Below are 19,201 nucleotides of genomic sequence, written 5' to 3' on the forward strand. Positions count from 1 at the left end.
CCGGCGTGGGGCCCCGTGGTGGGCCCCGACCGCTGGGGCCCCGCGGCGGGCCCCTAGCGGTCGGGGACCCGGCGTGGGGTGTAATTTGCTGGCCACAACCCGCCCAGCCACCCCATGCCGAACGACCTCACCGTAACCCTCGTCCAGGCCGATTTACACTGGCACGACCCGGCCGCCAACCGCGCCCAGTTCGACGAGCTGCTGGGGGCCCTAACCGCGCCCACCGACCTGGTGGTGCTGCCCGAAATGTTCACCACCGGCTTCAGCATGGACGCCGCCGGCCAGGCCGAAACCATGCAGGGCCCCACCGTGGCCTGGCTGCGCGCCACCGCCGCCCGCCTAGGCGCCGTGGTGACGGGCAGCGTCATCATCCGCGCCGGCGACCACTACCACAACCGCCTGCTGTGGGTGCGGCCCGACGGCACGCTGGCCCATTACGACAAGCGCCACCTGTTCACCTTTGCCGGTGAGCACCGCACCTACGCCGCCGGCCTGGGGGCCCCGTTGGTGGAGGCGTGGCGCGGCTGGCGCATCTGCCCGCTCATCTGCTACGACCTGCGCTTCCCCGTGTGGAGCCGCAACCCCGCCGCCGCGCCCTACGACCTGCTGCTGTACGTGGCCAACTGGCCCGCCGTGCGCCGGGGCCCCTGGCAAGTGCTGCTGCAAGCCCGCGCCCTCGAAAACCTGGCCTACGTGGCCGGCGTGAACCGCATCGGCACCGACGGCATCGGCCACGCCTACGCCGGCGACTCGGCCCTGCTGAACATGCGCGGCGAGTACGTAGCCGAAGCCGCCGGTGCCCCCGGCTGCATCACCCGCACCCTAAGCTGGGAGGGTTTGCAGGACTTCCGGGCGGAGTTCCCAGCCTTGCAGGACGGGGACGAGTTCACGCTGGCCGGGTGGTAGCGTTTGCTATAGGAAGCGTAAAATGCGTTTATGTGCCGTGAACGTCCCACTTGGGGCGTGCATGTTCATTCGTACGACCGTTTCACTGAACCGACTCGGGCTGGCAAGCGCTTGGACCCAGCAGGCGTGGCCGTAGGCCGGTGCCTTATCTGCTTATTTCGCTTTCCACCCGACGATTCGACCCTTTGTGATGGGGCGGCCTTTCGTTGGTCCCTTGCTCCTTCCCGGGGTTATGGCGCTACGGCACATAAGCGACACCGCCGCGCGGTTGCGTTTGCGGGCAGCGCGGCGGCGTGCTACTTCGGCCCCGCGCTAAACAGGAAACGCAGCGCGTCGTATTCGGCAATAAAGGGAACCGACATGTGGCTGTCGTCTGGGTAATACTTTCCCCGGTACGTCAACCCGTTTTGCGGGTTGTGTTCAAAATAGCGCTGCAAGGTTAACACACTCCGCATGTGCAGGGTGGCCGCGGTGGTGTCGGCGAGCACCGTGGTTAGGTCTAGGCCTTTTTCCAATGTGTTGGCAATGCCCAGGTAAAGGGAGGTGCCGGAAAAACGCCGGGTTTCCAGCGCCCGTTTGGTTTCTTTCAACAGGGCTTGGTGGTCCCACCACATGCTCGGGTCCAGGCAGATGTAGGAATCGAACAACCGGGTATGGTGCACAAAAATTTGCATCACGGCCAGCCCCCCAAGCGAGTGGCCGATCAGCAGTTTGCGGGGTTGGGTCGGGTAGTGCGCGTCGATGTACGGCAGCAATTCCTGTTCGAGGAACGCAATGAATTGTTCGCCCCCCCCGGTCGTTTTGTTGGCCCCCGCCGTCGAAAAAGGCGGGTCGGTGGCCACGTGCGTGGGGGTCAAGTCTTTTCGTCGGTCCGGGTGCAACAGGCCGACCACGATCATTTCCGGACACAGCGTGTTGTAGTGGGTGCTCAGGTGTTGAATCATGCTCGTCGCCGCGGCAAACTGGGCGTCGGCATCGAACAGGTACACCACCGGGTAGCGTTGGGCGGCCGCCGCCGGGCCTGACGCACCCGCGGGCACGTGGACGTAAAATTTTCGGTTTTCTTTCAGGATCGTGGACCGGAGGCTGTCCGGGTGGCCCAGGACCGTTTGGTTGCCTGGCTGCGCCGCGCTGTGGAAGCAGACCAAAACGCCCAAAAGGAAAAGAATAAACTGGTTCATGTGAATAGGGTCTGAAACCAATGTTAAGCGCCGGTTCAGGAAAACGCTCGTTCGACTGCACAAGTCGGCGGGCTGCCTAAACAACAGCGAACCAGCGGTGAACAGGCGAAATCGATTCAAAAACTTATTCAATAAGCTAAGTACAGCAAAGGGTGTCTTCGCAAAGAGAAATCTGTACTTTACTGGGTAGCAAAGGGGTTGAGCAAACGTCTCTAAGCGCGACCAAACCTGGACAGCGGCGAGTCCACGCTACTGCACGGCTAGGCGCTGCACGGCAGCGGTGCCGTCGGCAGCTTCGGCGCGCACCAGGTAGAGGCCGGGGGCTAGGCCGCTGAGGGTGAGGTCGTGCTGGCGGGCCAGGGCGTCGGGGGCCCTGACGAGGCGGCCGGTGGCGTCGATTACTGACACGCGGGTGGGCGTGGGCGTGCCGCGGCGCACGGCGTAGCTGCTGAGGCCCCCGGTTTCGGTGCCGATGAACAGCTCGGGCACGCCGTCGGCATTCACGTCGGCCGCGGCCAGGCCGTAGCGCACCAGCGCGCTTTGGCCCAGGCGGTTGCCTTCGTACTGGCTCAGCAGGGCGTTCCAGAACAGGTTGGTGCGGGGCGCGGTGGGGCCGGCCAGCAGCGTACGGTAGTTGCTGAAGAACCGGACGGCGCCGGTGTTGTCGGCCGTCACGAGGTCGGGCCGGCCGTCGCCGTCGAAGTCGGCCACAGTGGGGCTGAGGTGGAGGGGCCGGGCCCCTGCCCCGTCGCGGATTTGCCCCAAATCGTTGTTCACCGCCACGAAGGCGTTTTCGAGCGCCACGCCGGGGCCCTGGTTGCGGAAGTAGCGCAGCGCCTGGCCGGGCTCGGTGTAGTCATCGGTGCCCACCAGCAAGCCCACGTTGCCGTCGCCGTCCACGTCGGTGAAGCACGGCATGTCGCCCATAAATGAGGGCAAGACGCCGCTGCCCGCCGCGCCCTGGGGCTTGAAATAGTTGGCCGTGGTGGGGTCGAACACCGCCGGGCGGCCCGCCGCGGCCGTGTTCAGGATGTAGTAGATGCGGTTGACGCCCTGGTAGTTGGCAGCGTAGGCCAGGTCCAGGGCCCCGTCGCGGTTCAGGTCCACCAGGGCGGGCTTAAGGGCGAGGAATGCGTTGGGCGCGGTGCCATTGGCGGTGAGACCCAGGTAGTCGCGCGTGGCGATTTTGAACAGCGGCCGGGTGGCCGTGCCCACGTTGCGGTAGTAGGTGAGGGTGGCGCGGTACTTGCCGGCCACTTGGTCGGCGTTGTTGCCAACGAGCATATCGGGCAGCCCGTCGCCGTCGAGGTCGCCGAAGGCGGGGGCCGCCGCCTCGCTCACGTCGATTACGTCGTTAGTCAGAAACCCACCGAACTGGGAGCTAAAGGCCGGGGCCCCGGTGGCGGCCGTGTTGCGGTACAGGCGGATGTTGTCGCGCTGGCTCACGTTGTCCTGGCTGTTATCCAGCATGTTGGGGGCCACCACTAGGTCGTTGATGCCGTCGAAATCGGTATCAATCAGGTAGCCCGCCGGGAACACTGGCAGGCGCACCGGGTTGGCGGCCGACGGAAAATCGGTGTGGATGCTGCTGGCTGTGAGCGTGGCCAGCTGGTTGGTGCCCTGGTTGAGCAGCGCCACCAGTTCGGGACAGTTGTCGCGGCCGTCAAGCACGTCGTACACGCCGTCGCCGTTCACGTCGAGCACCAGCAGGTTGTGGCCACCGGTGTGGGTGGGCTTGGCCGCGGCGTCGCCCCGGCAGGCCAGGCCCGGCAGCTGGTAGGCGGCGCAGCCGGTGCAGGCCTGCAGCTGGGCCCAGTAGTTGGTGTCGATTTTATAGGTCAGGGCCGCCCCGCAGGCGTCGGCGCTGGTGTTCAGGTACAGCTCGATGATGGTGGCGCTCACGAAGTCGTAGCTGAGGATGTCGAGCTTACCATCGCCGTTCACGTCGGCAATGGCGGGCATGTTGTAACCGCCGATGGTGAGGTTGCTGGTGCCCGCGCCGGCCCCCGAGAAGCGCAATTGGCTGGTGGTGAGCTGAAAGCTGGGCCGCCCGCCGGCCCCCGCGACGTTGCGAAACACCCGGATGTCGCCCCCGTTCACGTAGCTGAACAGGTCGGGGCGGCCGTCGCAGTCGTAGTCGCGCAGCAGGGCCCAGCCCGCCAAGTCCTGCGGGAACAGGGCCTCGTAGTCGGGCGCGTACTGCCAGCCGCGGCTACCGTCGCGTTGCGCCGCGTTCAGGAACGTGTAGCAGCGGTTGGTTTGGCGGTCGAAGGCGAAGAGGTCGTTGCGGCCGTCACCGTTCAGGTCGATCTGGCTGAACTGGGGCGTGTTGAAGCCGCCGGCCCAGGCCTGGCGCAGCGTGTCGGCGCCCTCCACCACGGGGGCCGCCGCCCGGAACTCAAACCCACCGAAAGTAGCGGTTTGGGCGCGGGCGGCCGGGGCCCCCAGCAGCAAGAGCAACAGCAAAACGGCGTAGCGGCGCAGCATAAGCAAACGGTTAGAAACTTGGTGGAAACGAGCCCGCCCCCGGCGGCTGGGGCCCAACGCCCGGCGGCGCTTACGCAAGGCGCGGGCAACGCACAAAGTTCGTCGCCACCGCGCGGAAAGCTGGGCCGGGCCGCCGCTTTTTAGCCCGCGGCCCGGCCCGCGCCCGGGGCCCTAAGTGCCCGCCGTTGAGGCCTCAACGCCCGGCGGGCCACCCCCGCGGCGTACATTTCACGGTTTCCCACCCACTTGCTTCTACCGGCTATGAACAAACCATTAATGCTTTGCACGGGGGCCCTATTGGTGCTGCTCGCCGGCTGCAAAAAGGACCTGAGCCCGCTCGAGCAGCTGCCCGACGCCACCGAGCAGGGCCTGAACACGGCCGGCTGGCTGCTCGAGGGCAAGGCCTGGGTGCCCGTGCGCAGCACCATTAGCACCGGAATGCCGAATAACGGCTACTGGAAGAAAAGTAAGACTGGGTTTTCATTGGCTGTGTCTTTCCACCGTTTTTCAATTGAGGAAGACTGGGGCATTGAGTTCTATCTACCCGACATTCGACACGCGGGCACATTCGTACTCAACCAGGATCCAGCCATCACCGGTGGGCGCTTCGCCGCTGGCTACGGCCACTACGTCCATTCAAGGCCGGCACCTAACCTCGATTGCTACACGAGCCCAAATGCGCCGGGAGAGCTCATCATCACCCGCTTCGACACGGTGCAGAACATCGTTTCGGGTACATTTACAATGGCCCCGCAGGATGACGCCACTGGGACCCCAGTGCAAATCACCCAAGGCCGCTTCGACCTGAAATTCGACCACCGCTAGGCAGATTTCCTACCGCACTGGGGCCCTAATGAGCGCCCAGCACGGACTGGCCGCGGCGCCGCTAGGCACGGGCCATGCGCTTCGCAAGAAGCCGCCAGTTACACCGCTGCTGCCCCGGCGGCCGGCGCAACGGGGGTAGCCCCGCCCCTTTTGCGGCGCCCCCAGGCCGCCCGACTGAGGGATGCTACCTGCTGCTCGCGTTCGTTTGGGGTTTAATTTGCCCCGGCGTTGCGGCCGGGTTTGGCCGCCGCCGCTTGCCCCATGCCCGCCTTCGACCTTCCCGCCCTCTACGCCCACTACCTGGCCGCCCGCGGCCAGGTCAGCACCGATTCGCGCCAGCCCCAGCCGGGCACCCTGTTCTTTGCCCTGAACGGCCCCAGCTTCCGCGGCGCCGACTTTGCGCCCCAGGCCGTGGCCAAGGGGGCCCAGGTGGCGGTGGTGGACGACGCGGCGCTGGCCGCCCAAGATGCCGCCCACTACTTCTTCGCGCCCGACCCGCTGGGGGCCCTGCAAGCCCTGGCCGCGCACCACCGCCAGCAGTTCGGGGGCCCCGTGCTGGCCGTGTCGGGCTCGAACGGCAAAACCACCACCAAGGAGCTGCTCACCGCCGTGCTGACCAAGCGGTTCCGGGTGCTGGCCACGCTCGGCAACTTCAACAACCACATCGGCGTGCCCCTCACCCTGCTGCGCCTGCGGCTGGATGAGCACGACTTTGCGGTGGTGGAAATGGGCGCCAACCACCGGGGCGAAATCGCAGCCTACTGCCAGTGGGCCCGCCCCACCCACGGCCTGCTCACCAACATCGGCAAGGCCCACCTCGAAGGCTTCGGTGGGGCCGAAGGCGTGGCCCTGGGCAAGGGCGAGCTGTTTGATTTCCTGCGCGACACCGGCGGCCTGGCCTTCGTCAACACCCTCGACGCGCAGGTAGTGGCGCGCGCCGCGGCCGTGCCCCAGCGCCGCACCTACCCGGGGCCCGCCGACAACTTCCCCGCCACCCTGCTCGCCGCCGACCCCGCCCTGGCCCTGCGCCTGGGGCCCCAGGGGCCCGACGTGGCGGTGCAGCTCACTGGCGGCTACAACTTCCCCAACCTGGCCGCCGCCGCCGCCGTGGGCCAGTTTTTCGGCGTGCCCCCGGAGGCCGTGGCCGCCGCCCTGGCCGCCTACAACCCCCAGAACAACCGCTCGCAGCTGGTGCGCACCGCCCGCGGCAACGAGCTGGTCCTCGACGCCTACAACGCCAACCCCAGCAGCATGGCCGCCGCGCTGCGCAGCTTCGCCGAGCGGCCCACCACGGCCGGGCAGGCCAAGCTGGTTATCCTCGGCGACATGTTCGAACTGGGCCCCGAAGCCGCCGCCGAGCACCGCGCCCTGGGCGAACTGCTGGCCGGCCTGGCCCTGCCCGAAGTGCTGCTGGTGGGTTCTGAAATGGCGCAGGCCAAAGCCGTGCTAGGCCCCGGGGCCCGCCACTTTGCCACCAAGGCCGAAGCCGCCGCCTGGCTGGCGGCCGCGCCCCTCAGCGGCCGGCAGGTGCTGGTGAAGGGCAGCCGCGGTATGGCCCTGGAAACGCTGGTGGAGCTGCTGTAAAACCAGCCGTCTGGGGCCCCGGGAGTCACGCGCGGTAGCGGGGCAAGAGACCAACGCTTCCCGAAAATTAGCAGAATATGATTTTTATGTGAAATTTTTCACAAACAAAAACGGCTGTCGTTATTTTTACTATTCCTATATTTATAGTATTATTAATCAGTATTTTATACGAATTAATGTTCGCTATATCAAAAGGTAAAAATCCAGCGGAATATTGAAAAAGTTTAGCAACGGTTTTTAATTACCGAAATGCCTTCGTAGAATTGGCTCAACGAAACCAACGCCCCGCCTCACGCTGCGGAGCGCACTAGCCGCTTACCTACCGAACGCTTTTCGTTCTCTTCTTACGTGCTGAATCAGCCCACCTAAGCCCCCGGTTTCCACCGGCGGGGCCGGTGCCGGAATCCCACCCCGGCTGATGTTCTAGTTGCTTGCCGACCTGGCTCCCACCCGGCAGTCGGCCGCCTAACTTCCTCCACGTACGGCGCCCCGCGCCGGCTGCTGCGTACCGCAGGGCCGCCGGGGCCCACCCTCACCCCTTCCCACTTCCCGCAACGCCCGTCTTTTTTAGCCGGGGCTCCTTTTCGTGGGCCTGTTGCTGCCCGCCGCGGCTTTGGCGTTGCCCTCTCCGGCACCGCGCAGGGCCCCGCGGCGCACCCGTTCCGCCGCTTTCCCCACCGAAACCGCGGAATCAACCACTTCCTGACTTCTAGCCGACGGCCACACTGGCCGCCTGGATCCGCACGGGCTGGCCCCGGCAGGGCAGTTTTTCACCAATCGCAACCACATGAGAAAACTACTACTAATGCTGCTGGCGCTGCTGCTGGCGGGCCAAGCCATGGCCCAAAGCAAGGTATCGGGCCAAGTGAAGGACCAGGCCGGGGCCCCGCTGCCGGGCGTGACGGTGCTGGTGAAGGGCACCAACCAAGGCACCGGCACCGACGCCGAGGGCGTGTTCACCCTCACTTGCGCGCCAGACGCCCGGCTGGTTTTTTCCTTCCTGGGCTACGCGGCGCAGGAAGTGGCAGTGGCCGGCCGCACCACCGTCAACGTGGCGCTGGCTACGGATAGCAAGCAACTCGACGACGTGGTGGTGGTGGGCTACGGCACCCAAACCAAGGCCGAATTCACGGGGGCCGCGGCCCGGGTATCGGGCGAAACCATCAAGGATTTGCCGGTGCAGAGCTTCGACCAGGGGCTGGCCGGCAAGGCCACGGGCGTGAGCATCGGGCAGCCCAACGGCGTGCTGAACAACGCCCCGGTCATCCGCATCCGGGGCGTTAACTCCATCTCCCTCAGCTCTTACCCGCTGATTGTGGTAGACGGCATTCCCATCAACACGGGCAACCTGGCGGCCAATACCACGGTGGCCAACAACCCGCTGGGCGACATCAACCCGGCCGACATTGCCTCGATTGACGTGCTGAAGGACGCGGCCAGCACGGCCATCTACGGCTCGCGGGCGGCGGCGGGAGTCATCCTCATCACCACCAAAAGCGGCAAGGCCGGCAAGGCCCGCGTGACCTACGAGGGCTGGGCGGGCGTGACCAACGCCGTGCGCCTGCCCACTATGCTGAACGCCGAGCAGTTCATGCTCATCAAAAACGAGGCGGTGCTGAACGCCAAAATGTCGTCGGGCAACGAGAACACGGCCACCGTGCCGGGGGCCTCGTTCTTCCCGACCTACAACGCCGACGGCTCGCTCGTGGACACGGACTGGTACAAGGAAGTGTACCAAACCGGCGTGTCGCAAAACCATAGCCTGAGCGTGTCGGGCGGCTCGGAAACGACGAAATATTACCTCTCGACCAACTACTCCGACCAAAAGGGCATCCTGAAAACCAACGAGTTCACGCGCAAGGGCGTGCGCTTCAACCTGAGCCACCAGCTCACGCCCTGGCTGAGTTTGAGCGGCAACGCCAACTACACCAACAGCCTGAACGCCTCGCCCAACACGGGCTCGCTCGAAGGCAACGCCTTTGGGCTGGTGGGCTCGGCGCGGCTGGCCTGGCTCTCGGCCCCCAACGTGGGGCCCTACAACGCCGACGGCAGCTACAACGTGAGCACGGCCAACACCCTGGGCATGGGCAACAACATGGTGGCCAGCAACTTCTACAACCCGGTGCCGATGCTGGACCTCAACAAGTACACCTCGGAAAACGACCGCATCATCACCAACTTCTCGGTGGGCGTGACGCCGTTTAAGGGCCTGGAGTACCGGCTGAACTACGGCGTGGACCGCCTCAAAATTGAGAACGAGAACTTCCAAAGCGCCGTGCACGGGCCCGGCTTCGGCAGCGGCAACGCCACCAACAACAGCCTGCTGGTGAACAACTGGAACGTTACCAACACCCTGACCTACCAGCGCACGCTGGGGCCCAAAAACTCGGTGAGCCTGCTGGTGGGCTACGACGTGCAGAAGTTCGAGAACTCGTCGTGGGGCGCCACCCGCTCGCAGATTGCGGACGGCTTTTTTGACAGCTTCCAGGGCAGCTACTCCAACATTGTGCCCGTGAGCAACGCGCTGAGCGAGCGGGCCTTTGCCTCCACGTTTGCCCGCCTGACCTACGACTTCGACAAGCGCTACTTCCTGACCGTCAACTTCCGGCGCGACGGCAACTCGGCGCTGGGCACCGACAAAAAGTACGGCGTGTTCGGGGGCGTATCGGGCGGCTGGGCCCTGAGCCAGGAGGAATTTTACAAGACCTCGAAGCTGGCCGAGGTGGTGACGAACCTGAAGCTGCGCGCCAGCTGGGGCAAGGTGGGCAACGGCAACCTGGCCAACTCCTACGGCTCGCTCTCGCTCTACAACGCGGCGCTGTACGGCGGGGCGTCGACGTGGATTTTCAGCCAGGGCGGCAACCCCGATTTGGGCTGGGAAACCAGCAAGCAAACCAACGTGGGGGCCGACATTGGCCTGTTCAACGACCGGGTGCAGCTCGACCTGACCTACTACCGCAACAACGTGGACGGCCTGATTCTGAACGTGCCCATGTCGCCGTCGAAGGGCATTCCGGGCAACGCCATCCTGCAAAACGTGGGCTCGATGTACAACCGTGGCTTTGAGGCCGGCATCACGGCCAGCCTCGTCAACCGCGGCCAGTTCAGCTGGTCGGCCAACTTGAACTACACTACTAACAAGAACCTGGTGACTGAGCTGTACGGCGCGGGCACCGAGTTGGTGGGCACCACCAGCACTAGCTCCGAAACCACCAACATCACCCGCGTGGGCTACTCGGTAGGCAGCCTCTACGGGGCCCGCACGGCCGGCGTGAACCCCGAAAACGGCCGGCGCATCTTCATCAACCGGGCCGGCGAGCAGGTGCAGTACAACCACGCCGTGCCCTCGGGCCAGAGCCGCTGGACCTACCTCGACGGGCGCACCGCGGCGGCCATCAGCGTGTCGGACTACCAGCTGCTGGGCAACGCGCTGCCCACCTGGTACGGCGGCTTCAACAACACCTTCAAGTACGGCAACTTCGACGTGACCGTGAACCTGACCTACTCGGGCGGCAACTACGTGATGAACGGCAGCAAGGCCACCTGGCGCGACCAGCGCTTCTGGAACAACTCGACCGAAGTGCTGGAGCGCTGGACTACGCCGGGCCAGGTGACGGACATTCCGCGGGTGGTGTACGGCGACTTGCTCTCCAACGGCTCCTCGTTCCCGGTGTCGGCCAACGTGGAGAAGGGCGACTACCTGCGCCTGCAATCGGCGGGCATCGGCTACCGGCTGCCGCTGAGCGCACTGGGCACCTCCGGCATCAGCTCGGTGCGCGTGTACGGGCAGGTGTTCAACGGCTTCCTGATTACGAAGTACACCGGCACCGACCCCGACATCTCCTCGAACGGCAACAACAACACCACGCCCGGCGTCGACAAGAACTCGATTCCGCAGGGCCGCACCTTCACGCTGGGCGTGAACGTGGGCTTCTAACCTCCTCTCCCGTCAATTCTTCGCACATGCTGATACGACTACTTCCGCCCCGCGCGCTGGCCGCGGCCGGCCTGGGGGCCCTATTGCTGGCCCTGCCGGCCTGCAACGAAAAAACCCTGCTCAACCCGGTGCCGCGCACCTCGCTGCAAGGCAGCCTGCTCTTCAACACCCCCGACCGCGTGCTGGGCCAGGTGAACGGCATGTACGCGGGCCTCAAAAACGGCAGCTTCTACGGCGGCCGCTACCTGATGCTGAGCGACATCCGGGGCGAGGAGTTCATCAACCGCCTCCAAAACGTGTTCACCGGCTACGACGCCTGGAACCACACCATCAACTCGGGCTCGAACGACGCGCTGACGACCTGGAGCACGGCCTACGCGACCATCAACTCGGCCAACCTGGTGGTGGACGGGCTGGCGGCCAACCCCACCGTGGTGCCGGCCGCCACCGCCGCGCAGTACACCGGCGAGGCCAAGCTGGTTAGGGCCCTGAGCTACTTCGCGCTGGTCACGCTCTACGGCCAGCCCTACGTGAAGGACAGCGGGGCGTCGCTGGCCGTGCCACTGCGCCTGGCGGGCGAAATCAGCACCGCCAACAACGACATGGCGCGCAGCACCGTGGCGGCGGTGTACGTGCAGATACTAAAGGACTTGAACGACGCCGAGGCCACGCTGCCCCTCACCTACGCCACCGGCCTGCTGAACACCACCCGCGCCCACCGCAACACGGCCATCGCCCTGAAAACCCGGGTGTACCTGAACATGGGCCGCTACGCCGACGTAGTGACGGAGGCCAAGAAAATCGTGTCGGCCGCCGCGCCGTTTAGGGCCCCCAGCGGCGTGGCGCACCAGCTCCAGGCCAACATCAACACCATTTTCAGCACCGATTACACCACTACCGAGTCCATCCTGTCGATGCCCATGACGACGCTCGACAACGTGAGCGGCCAAAGCTCGCTGGGCTACGAGTACACCTTCAACCAGGAGTACAACCTGAACCCAACCGGCATCCTGGGCAACGCCACCTGGCGCGCGGCCGACCTGCGCCGCACCATGCTGCGCACCGCCGGCACCACCGTGTACCTCACCAAGTACCGCACCGCCAACCCCTACCTCGACTACGTGCCCGTCGTCCGCTACGCCGAGGTGCTGCTGAACTACGCCGAGGCCCTCGCCCGCCAGCCCAGCCCCGACTTGGCCACCGCCACGGCCCTGCTCACCGCTGTGCGCCAGCGCTCCGACGCCACCTACGCCTTCCCGGCCGCGGCGGTGGGCACCGCGGGGGCCCTCACCAGCACTATTTGGGTAGAGCGGCGCATCGAGCTGCTGGGCGAAGGCTTCCGCTCGAACGACCTGCTGCGCAACCTGCTCCCCATCCCAGCCAAGGGCACGGCGCCGGCCATTTCGCCCAGCCAGCCCGAGTACATTTTCCCAATTCCGAACGCCGAAATTTCCAGTAATAAACTGCTTTAGAAGCTATTCAGGCATTTGATTCAAAATCGTTAGAACGTCATGCAGAGCGCAGCGAAGCATCTTTCCCGCAGCAGTAATCATAGTTAGTGGCGCGAGAAAGATGCTTCGCTGCGCTCTGCATGACGGGCAAATTGCGCGCTGCATGACGAGTGAATTGCACGCTGCATGACGGGCAAATTGCGCTCTGCATAACGGGTAAATAGTGTAATTAAACACCCTTATAGTGATATTGCCCCCTGGCCCTATCGCCCCAATTCCTTTTCCTGCCTGAATGAAGCGCCCTTCTTTACTGCTAATTACCCTGTTGGCCGCCAGTGGCCTGGCTACGGCGCAACGCGCCAACAAGAATGCCCCGGCGGCCGCCACGGCGCCGGCCGCCCGCCCCGCTGGCCAGCCCGCAGCCACGCTTGATGCGGTGACCAAGGGCCTGAAAAAAACCGAGGGCTACTTCCCGTATTACTACGACGAGAAAACCGGCAAAGTGTACCTAGAGCTGGAGAAGTTCGACCAGGAGTTCCTGTACTTCAGCTCCCTCACCGACGGCGTGGGCCAGGGGGGGCCCGAGCGAGGCGCGGCCTCTGCGGCGGTGGCCAAGTTCGTGCGCACCGGGGGCAAGGTGTTTTTGCTGGAGCCCAACCTCAACTTCCGGGCCTCGGCACCGGGCCCCGACGAGCAGCGGGCGGTGGAAAGCGCCTTTGCCAAGTCCATCATCTGGGGCTTCGCGCCGGTGGCCATCGAGGGCAGCAAGGTGCTGCTGGACCTGACGCCCTTTTTGGTGCGCGACAGCCAGAAGCTGACCGACCAACTGGGCCGCCGCAACTTCGCCGGGCTGCGGGCCGGCGCCGGGGCGGGCGCGGCCCCCGCGCCCTATCGCCTCGACGAAACCCGTTCGGCGGTGTACCCCGACAATACCAAGAACTTCCCCCGGAACACCGAGTTCGAAGCCATCGTCACCTTCGTGGGGGGCCCCAGCTCGGCGGGCCGGGGCTTCGGCGGGGGCCCCGACATTGCCCCCGACCCCAACGCCGTGACCGTGCGCATGCACCAGTCGTTCGTGGCCCTGCCCGACGCCGGCTACCAGTCCCGGCTGTTCGACCCGCGCTCGGGCTTCAACCAGTTCACGTACCAGGATTTTTCGGCCCCCATGACCGAGCCGCTGGTGCGGCGCTACACCCGGCGGCACCGGCTCGCCAAGAAGGACCCCACCGCCGCCCTCAGCGACCCGGTGACGCCCATCACCTACTACATCGACCGCGGGGCCCGCCCGACGTCAAGCGGGCCCTCATCGAGGGCGGCGCCTGGTGGAACCAAGCGTTTGAAGCCGCCGGCTACCGCAACGCCTTCGTCGTGAAGGAACTACCCGAGGGCGCCGACCCCATGGACATCCGCTACAACGTGGTGAACTGGGTGGACCGCGCCGGCAACCCGCGCGCGTTTTCCTACGGCTCGTCGTACATCGACCCACGCACCGGCGAAATCATCAAGGGCGTCGTCACGCTTGGCTCCGACCGCCACCGCCAGGACTACCTGCTGGCCGAGGGCCTGCTCCAGCCCTACAAGCCCGGCCAGCCCGTGCCCACCGCCATGGCCACCATGGCCCTGGCCCGCGTGCGCCAGCTTTCGGCCCACGAAATCGGCCACACGCTGGGCCTCTACCACAACTTCACTTCCAGCACCAAGGACCGGGGCTCGGTGATGGACTACCCGTTTCCGCGCTTCTCGCTGAAGGCCGACGGCACCGTGGACGTGTCGCAGGCCTACGCCACGGGCATCGGCAGCTGGGACAAGCGCGCCATTCTCTGGGGCTACCAGGACTTCCCGAAGGGCACCGACGAGGCGGCCGGGCTGGAAAAAATCATGAAGGAAACGCTGGCCCAGGGCCACATCTTCATCCCCGACATCGGCGGTTACGTGCACCCCACCGCCAACCAGTGGGACGAGGGCACGAACGCCGTGACCCAGCTGAACACGTTGATGAACGTGCGCCGCCACGTGCTCGATAACTTCTCCACCAACGCCATTCCGGCCGGGGCCCCCATGGCCACGCTGGAGGAAGTGCTGGTGCCCATGTACCTGCTGCACCGCTACCAGGTGGAGGCGGCGGCGAAGTCGCTCGGCGGCCTCTACTTCACCCACGCCGTGAAGGGCGACGGCCAGGTGATTACGCGGATGGTGGCGCCGGCCGAACAGTGGCGGGCCTTTGATGCGCTGATGGCCACCGTGACGCCCACCGCCCTGGCCCTGCCCGAGGCCCTGATCAAGCAGATTCCGCCGCGGCCCTCGGGCTTCCCCAGCAGTATGGAAACCTTCAGCGGCCACACGGGGCCCACCTTCGACCCCATCGCCGCCGCCGAAACGGCCGCGGCCCTCACCATCGCCTCGGTGCTGAACCCCGAGCGGGCCGCCCGCCTCGTGGAGTACCACGCCCGCGACGCCCAGCAGCCCGGCTTTCTGCCGGTGGTGGACAAGATGCTGGCCCAAACCTGGAAGGCGCCCCTGCCCGCCGGCTACAAAGGCGAGCTGCAAGTGCTGGTTAATAACCTTACCCTGAAATCGTTGCTGCAACTCGCCGCCGCCCCCGACGCCGCCGAGAGCGTGCGCGGCGAAAGCCTGCTCGAAGTCGCCGGCCTCAAGCAGTGGATGACGGCCCACCTCGCCGCCGCCCCGCCCCGCCACAAAGCCAGCCTGCTCTTCGGCCTGGCCCAAATCCGCAAGTTTGAAGACGACCCCAACAAGTTCGTGCCCAACCCCGGCGTGGACACGCCCCCGGGGCCCCCATCGGCATGCCCGGCCTGGATTTCCTGGGCGACGACGTAGCCTATTGATGCTTAGGGCCCCAGCCACCCGCCGGCCGGGGCCCACTTTTCCCGATTCTTCACCTTAATCCCTCGCCGCATGAACCAAACTTCTACCTCTCTGGGCAAGCGCAGCTGGCTGGCCGCGGGCCTGCTGGCCGGGCTGGCGCTGGCCCCGCTGGGGGCCCGGGCCCAGGCCCCCGCCATGCCGCCCGCCAAGCTCGAAGCGCTTAAGAAAGAGCTGCTCGTGGAAATCGACAAGCAGCAGAAGACCACCCAGCAGATGGTGGACATGGTGTTCAGTTTCGGCGAGCTGGGCTTCCAGGAAACGGAAACCTCGCGCTACCTCACCGGCATCCTCAAGAAGAACGGCTTCGTGATTCAAACCGGCATTTCGGGCGTGCCCACGGCCTGGACGGCCACCTGGGGCAAGGGCAAGCCGGTTATTGCCATCGGCAGCGACATCGACTGCATTCCGAAGGCCTCGCAAAAGCCCGGCGTGGCCTACCACGACCCCATCATCGAGGGGGCCCCGGGCCACGGCGAGGGCCACAACTCGGGCGTGCCGCTGAACATCACGGCCGTGCTGGCCTTGAAGAAAATTATGGAGCGCGAGCACCTGCCCGGCACCCTCATGCTGTGGCCCGGCGTGGCCGAGGAGCAGCTCGGCACCAAGGCCTACTTCGTGCGCGACGGCTATTTTAAGAACGTGGACGCCTGCATCTTCACCCACGTGGGCGACAACCTGGGCGTGTCGTACGGCGACAACGGCGGCAACGGGATGATATCGGTCAAGTTCGACTTCGACGGGCAGGCGGCCCACTCGGCCGGGGCCCCCTGGCGCGGCCGCAGCGCCCTCGACGCCGTGGAGCTGATGGACGTGGGCTGGAACTTCCACCGCGAACACATGGAGGTGACGCAGCGCTCGCACTACGTCATCCCCGACGGCGGCGACCAGCCCAACGTGGTGCCTTCCAAGGCGTCGGTGTGGTACTACTTCCGCGACCGCACCTACCCCAAAATCATGGAGATGTACGCCGACGCCCTCAAGATGGCCGAGGGCGCCACCCTCATGACCAAGACCACCACCACCCACGAGGTGCTGGGCAGCGCCTGGCCCGGCCACATGAACAAGGCCATTGCCGAGGCCATGTACCAGAACATGCGCACCGTGGGCCTGCCCCAGTGGAGCGCCGACGACCAGGTGCTGGCCCGCGCCACCCAGGTAGAAATGAAAGCCCCCAAAACCGACCGCCGCAACCGCCCCATCGACGGCCTAGCCACCAAGCTTGACTCGCTAACGGCCCCCGAGGCGTTTTCCATCGGCGGCGGCTCCGACGACATCGCCGACATCTCCTGGAACGTGCCCACCGTGGTGCTGCGCTACCCGGCCAACATCCCCGGCCTGCCCGGCCACCACTGGTCCAACGCCATTGCCATGGCCACACCCATCGCCCACAAGGGCGTCACGGCCGGCGCCAAGGCCGAGGCCCTCACGCTGCTCGACATGCTGGTGAACCCCGCCCTCATTAAGGATGCTTGGACGTACTTCACTGACGTGCAAACCAAGGACACCAAGTACACGCCCATGGTATCGGCCACCGACAAGCCCGCCATCACCCTCAACAAGAACATCATGGCCCAGTACCGCCCCGAAATGGCGAAGTATTACTACAACCCCGCCAAGTACAAGTCCTACCTGGAGCAACTCGGCATCACCTACCCCACTGTGCGCCCCGCCGGGGCCCCAGCCAAAGCCAACGGGACGGACTAGGGCCAAGGCGCCGGCAAGAAAAACAGCAAAAAGGGCCGGCCGCATTGTGCGGCCGGCCCTTTTTGCTGGGTACTGTGGGGCCCTAAAACGGGCTATCCAAGTCGGCTAGCGTGGGCAGGATGGCGTCTTTGGGCGAAATCGTGGGGTTCTCCACGTTCCAGTCGATGCCCAGCGCCGGGTCGTTCCAGAACAGGCCGCCTTCGGAAGGCGGCGCGTAATAGTTCGAGCATTTGTAGAGAAAGAGCGTGTCTTCTTCCAGGGCCACGAAGCCGTGGGCGAAGCCAACGGGCACGTAGAAAATGTTGCCCAGCGCGGCGCTCAGTTCCACGGCCACGTGCTGGCCGTAGGTGGGCGAATCGCGGCGTATGTCTACAATCACATCCAGGGCCCGGCCCTGGGCCACGCGCACAATTTTAGCCTGCGCGTGCGGCGGCTTCTGGAAGTGCAGGCCCCGCAGCACGCCGGGCTGCGACTTGCTCTGGTTGTCCTGCACCCAATCGAGGTCGGCGGGCAGGCCGGCCTCCTGCATCAAGCGGGCGCTAAAGGTTTCGTAAAACACCCCGCGCGGGTCGCCAAACAAGCGGGGAATGAACTCGATGGGGCCGGCAATGGCGGTCTTTTTGACTTGCATAGGGCAGCAAAGCTATAAAATAGCGTTGGGGGAAGCAGGTTATTTTTTGGGCCCCGGCACAGCGGCCACGGCTTGCAGGTACTGGGCCAGCACCAGCTTTTCGTCGAACTTGGTTTCGACCAGCGCGCGGCTGGCCTGCCCCATCTGCTGCAGCTCCAGGGGCCCCAGGCGCAGCACTTGCAGCATTTTGGCGGCCAGGTCGGGGCCTGAGCGCACTTGGCAGAGGTAGCCGTTCTGGCCGTCCTGCACGGTGTCGCGGCAGCCGGGCACGTCAGTGGTCACCAAAGGCTTGCCGCAGGCGGCGGCTTCGAGTAGGGTTTTGGGCGTGCCCTCGCGGTAGCTGGGCAGCACCACGCAGTCGGCGCGGTGCAGGTGGCCGGCCACGTCGTCGGAGCGGCCCAGGTATTCGATGTCGCCGGCGGCGAGCCAGCCCTCGAACACGGCCCGCGCCACGCCCACGCCGCCGGCCTCGTCCAGGGCCCCCAGCAGCTGCACCCGCGTGCCGGGCACGGCCTGGCGCACCAGCTTGGCCGCCTCAAAATACTCCTGAATGCCCTTCTCGTAGAGCACCCGCGCCACCATCAGGAACACGAACGGCTCGTTGCGCACGAATGTGGCGGCCGGCCGGAACCGGGCCGTGTCGACGCCCGAGCCGGGCAGCAGGCCGGCAATTTCGGCCCGCACCAGGCCGTGCTCAACGAAGAGCTGGCGGTCGTCGGCGTTTTGGAAAAACACCTTGCGCGGAAACCGGAACGCCACCCGGTACAGGCCCAGCGCCACGCGGCTCACCACGTTGCGGATGAGGAACACCGTGCCCAGCCCGCTCACGTTGTTGATGCACGGCACGCCCGCCAGCCGCGCCGCCAGCGTGCCGTAGATGTTGGGCTTGATGGTGTAGTGCAGCACCACGTCGGGCCGCTCGCGCTTGTAAATCTTATAAAAGCGGCGCGTGAGCTGAGCGTCCTTGGCGGGGTTGGTGCCCTTGTTTTCCATCAAAATCGGTACGAAGCGGCAGCCCAGCTCGGTTTCGAGGCGCACAGAGTAGTCGTCGGGCGGGGCAATGGCCAGCACCTCGTGGCCGGCGGCTTGCAGGGCCCTGACGAGGCCGGCGCGGAAATTCCAGATGTTCCAGCTGGTGTTGATAACGATGGCGACGCGCACGAACGAATAAAAAAAGCGGCAAAAAGGGTTGGCCGGGCAAAGGTCGGCACAAGCGCGCCGCCGCGCCGACCTTTGCGGCCGTAATCTTTGTTAGGAGTGCATGATGTCTCGTTTGTTACTACCCGTTTTACTGGGGGCCCCGGCGGTGCTGTGGGCCGCGCCGCCCGTGCCGCCGGGCAAGGCCTTGTTCCAGCAAAACTGCGCGCGCTGCCACGGGGCCAACGGCAAGCTGGGCCTGAACGGGGCCCACGACCTGACCAAAAGCAACCTCAACGCCTTCGGGCGCACCTACCTCGTCACCAACGGCATGGGCAAGATGCCGGCCTTCAAAACCAAGCTTTCGGCAGCCCAGATCGAGCAATTGGTAGCGTATTCCCTTACCTTTAAGTAGTTACTTGCCGCGCGGCCGCGGCGGGGCCCCGGGGCGCTGCCCCCGCGGGCCCGCACC

The 19,201-nt window shown here is 65.6% G+C and carries 13 protein-coding genes; 9 read left to right on the forward strand and 4 right to left on the reverse strand.

Annotation, left to right across the window (positions count from 1 at the left end; translation table 11 throughout):
* Window positions 1–114 precede the first annotated feature (114 nt).
* Window positions 115–906, forward strand: coding sequence for an amidohydrolase (locus BEN49_RS02825; protein WP_070740454.1), 792 nt, complete (start codon window positions 115–117; stop codon window positions 904–906).
* Window positions 907–1,202: 296 nt separating this feature from the next.
* Here the strand turns inward: BEN49_RS02825 and BEN49_RS02830 are convergent, their stop codons facing one another.
* Both BEN49_RS02830 and BEN49_RS02835 read right to left on the reverse strand, forming a co-directional pair.
* On the reverse strand, window positions 1,203–2,087 hold the full coding sequence (locus tag BEN49_RS02830) for an alpha/beta hydrolase (RefSeq protein WP_070740457.1): 885 nt from the start codon (window positions 2,085–2,087) through the stop codon (window positions 1,203–1,205).
* Window positions 2,088–2,336: 249 nt separating this feature from the next.
* Complete coding sequence (locus tag BEN49_RS02835) at window positions 2,337–4,574, reverse strand: T9SS type A sorting domain-containing protein (RefSeq protein ID WP_070740458.1); 2,238 nt, start codon at window positions 4,572–4,574, stop codon at window positions 2,337–2,339.
* A 261-nt stretch (window positions 4,575–4,835) separates the two neighbouring features.
* Between BEN49_RS02835 and BEN49_RS02840 the strand changes: the two genes are divergently transcribed.
* From BEN49_RS02840 to BEN49_RS02865, 7 genes are all read left to right on the forward strand, one after another.
* Complete coding sequence (locus BEN49_RS02840) at window positions 4,836–5,399, forward strand: Riean_0653 family protein (RefSeq protein ID WP_125916454.1); 564 nt, start codon at window positions 4,836–4,838, stop codon at window positions 5,397–5,399.
* 261 nt (window positions 5,400–5,660) lie between these two features.
* Complete coding sequence (locus tag BEN49_RS02845; protein ID WP_070740502.1) at window positions 5,661–6,983, forward strand: UDP-N-acetylmuramoyl-tripeptide--D-alanyl-D-alanine ligase; 1,323 nt, start codon at window positions 5,661–5,663, stop codon at window positions 6,981–6,983.
* A 787-nt stretch (window positions 6,984–7,770) separates the two neighbouring features.
* A complete protein-coding gene (locus BEN49_RS02850; protein WP_070740464.1) occupies window positions 7,771–10,920 on the forward strand; it encodes a SusC/RagA family TonB-linked outer membrane protein in 3,150 nt (1,049 codons plus the stop codon).
* A 26-nt stretch (window positions 10,921–10,946) separates the two neighbouring features.
* Entirely contained in the window at window positions 10,947–12,392 is a 1,446-nt protein-coding gene (locus BEN49_RS02855; protein WP_070740467.1) for a RagB/SusD family nutrient uptake outer membrane protein, read from the forward strand.
* 271 nt (window positions 12,393–12,663) lie between these two features.
* Entirely contained in the window at window positions 12,664–13,743 is a 1,080-nt protein-coding gene (locus BEN49_RS28760) for a DUF5117 domain-containing protein (RefSeq protein WP_204376039.1), read from the forward strand.
* Complete coding sequence (locus BEN49_RS28765; protein ID WP_204376040.1) at window positions 13,740–15,209, forward strand: zinc-dependent metalloprotease; 1,470 nt, start codon at window positions 13,740–13,742, stop codon at window positions 15,207–15,209. The genes BEN49_RS28760 and BEN49_RS28765 overlap by 4 nt, the downstream gene beginning before the upstream one ends.
* 78 nt (window positions 15,210–15,287) lie before the next feature.
* Window positions 15,288–16,961, forward strand: a complete 1,674-nt coding sequence (locus BEN49_RS02865; protein WP_070740470.1) for a peptidase dimerization domain-containing protein — start codon at window positions 15,288–15,290, stop codon at window positions 16,959–16,961.
* Between the two features lie 82 nt (window positions 16,962–17,043).
* On the opposite strand, the gene rfbC is transcribed toward BEN49_RS02865, so the two are convergent.
* The gene (gene rfbC, locus BEN49_RS02870; protein ID WP_070740473.1) at window positions 17,044–17,592 is read right to left on the reverse strand and encodes a dTDP-4-dehydrorhamnose 3,5-epimerase; all 549 of its coding nucleotides are present in this window, start codon (window positions 17,590–17,592) and stop codon (window positions 17,044–17,046) included.
* 39 nt (window positions 17,593–17,631) lie between these two features.
* Window positions 17,632–18,753, reverse strand: coding sequence for a glycosyltransferase family 4 protein (locus tag BEN49_RS02875; RefSeq protein ID WP_070740476.1), 1,122 nt, complete (start codon window positions 18,751–18,753; stop codon window positions 17,632–17,634).
* Window positions 18,754–18,853: 100 nt separating this feature from the next.
* Here BEN49_RS02875 and BEN49_RS02880 point away from each other — a divergent pair, with 100 nt between their 5' ends.
* The gene (locus BEN49_RS02880) at window positions 18,854–19,144 is read left to right on the forward strand and encodes a c-type cytochrome (protein ID WP_070740479.1); all 291 of its coding nucleotides are present in this window, start codon (window positions 18,854–18,856) and stop codon (window positions 19,142–19,144) included.
* Window positions 19,145–19,201 lie beyond the last annotated feature (57 nt).

This window comes from Hymenobacter coccineus (assembly GCF_001816125.1).
GTDB classification, from domain to species: domain Bacteria; phylum Bacteroidota; class Bacteroidia; order Cytophagales; family Hymenobacteraceae; genus Hymenobacter; species Hymenobacter coccineus.

Coding starts and splice junctions, on each gene's coding strand:
- BEN49_RS02855 (WP_070740467.1), top strand. CDS start 10,947: ATGCTGATACGACTACTTCCGCCCCGCGCGCTGGCCGCGGCCGGCCTG.
- BEN49_RS02850 (WP_070740464.1), top strand. CDS start 7,771: ATGAGAAAACTACTACTAATGCTGCTGGCGCTGCTGCTGGCGGGCCAA.
- BEN49_RS02835 (WP_070740458.1), bottom strand. CDS start 4,574: ATGCTGCGCCGCTACGCCGTTTTGCTGTTGCTCTTGCTGCTGGGGGCC.
- BEN49_RS02880 (WP_070740479.1), top strand. CDS start 18,854: ATGATGTCTCGTTTGTTACTACCCGTTTTACTGGGGGCCCCGGCGGTG.
- BEN49_RS02830 (WP_070740457.1), bottom strand. CDS start 2,087: ATGAACCAGTTTATTCTTTTCCTTTTGGGCGTTTTGGTCTGCTTCCAC.
- rfbC (WP_070740473.1), bottom strand. CDS start 17,592: ATGCAAGTCAAAAAGACCGCCATTGCCGGCCCCATCGAGTTCATTCCC.
- BEN49_RS28760 (WP_204376039.1), top strand. CDS start 12,664: ATGAAGCGCCCTTCTTTACTGCTAATTACCCTGTTGGCCGCCAGTGGC.
- BEN49_RS02840 (WP_125916454.1), top strand. CDS start 4,836: ATGAACAAACCATTAATGCTTTGCACGGGGGCCCTATTGGTGCTGCTC.
- BEN49_RS02865 (WP_070740470.1), top strand. CDS start 15,288: ATGAACCAAACTTCTACCTCTCTGGGCAAGCGCAGCTGGCTGGCCGCG.
- BEN49_RS02825 (WP_070740454.1), top strand. CDS start 115: ATGCCGAACGACCTCACCGTAACCCTCGTCCAGGCCGATTTACACTGG.
- BEN49_RS02845 (WP_070740502.1), top strand. CDS start 5,661: ATGCCCGCCTTCGACCTTCCCGCCCTCTACGCCCACTACCTGGCCGCC.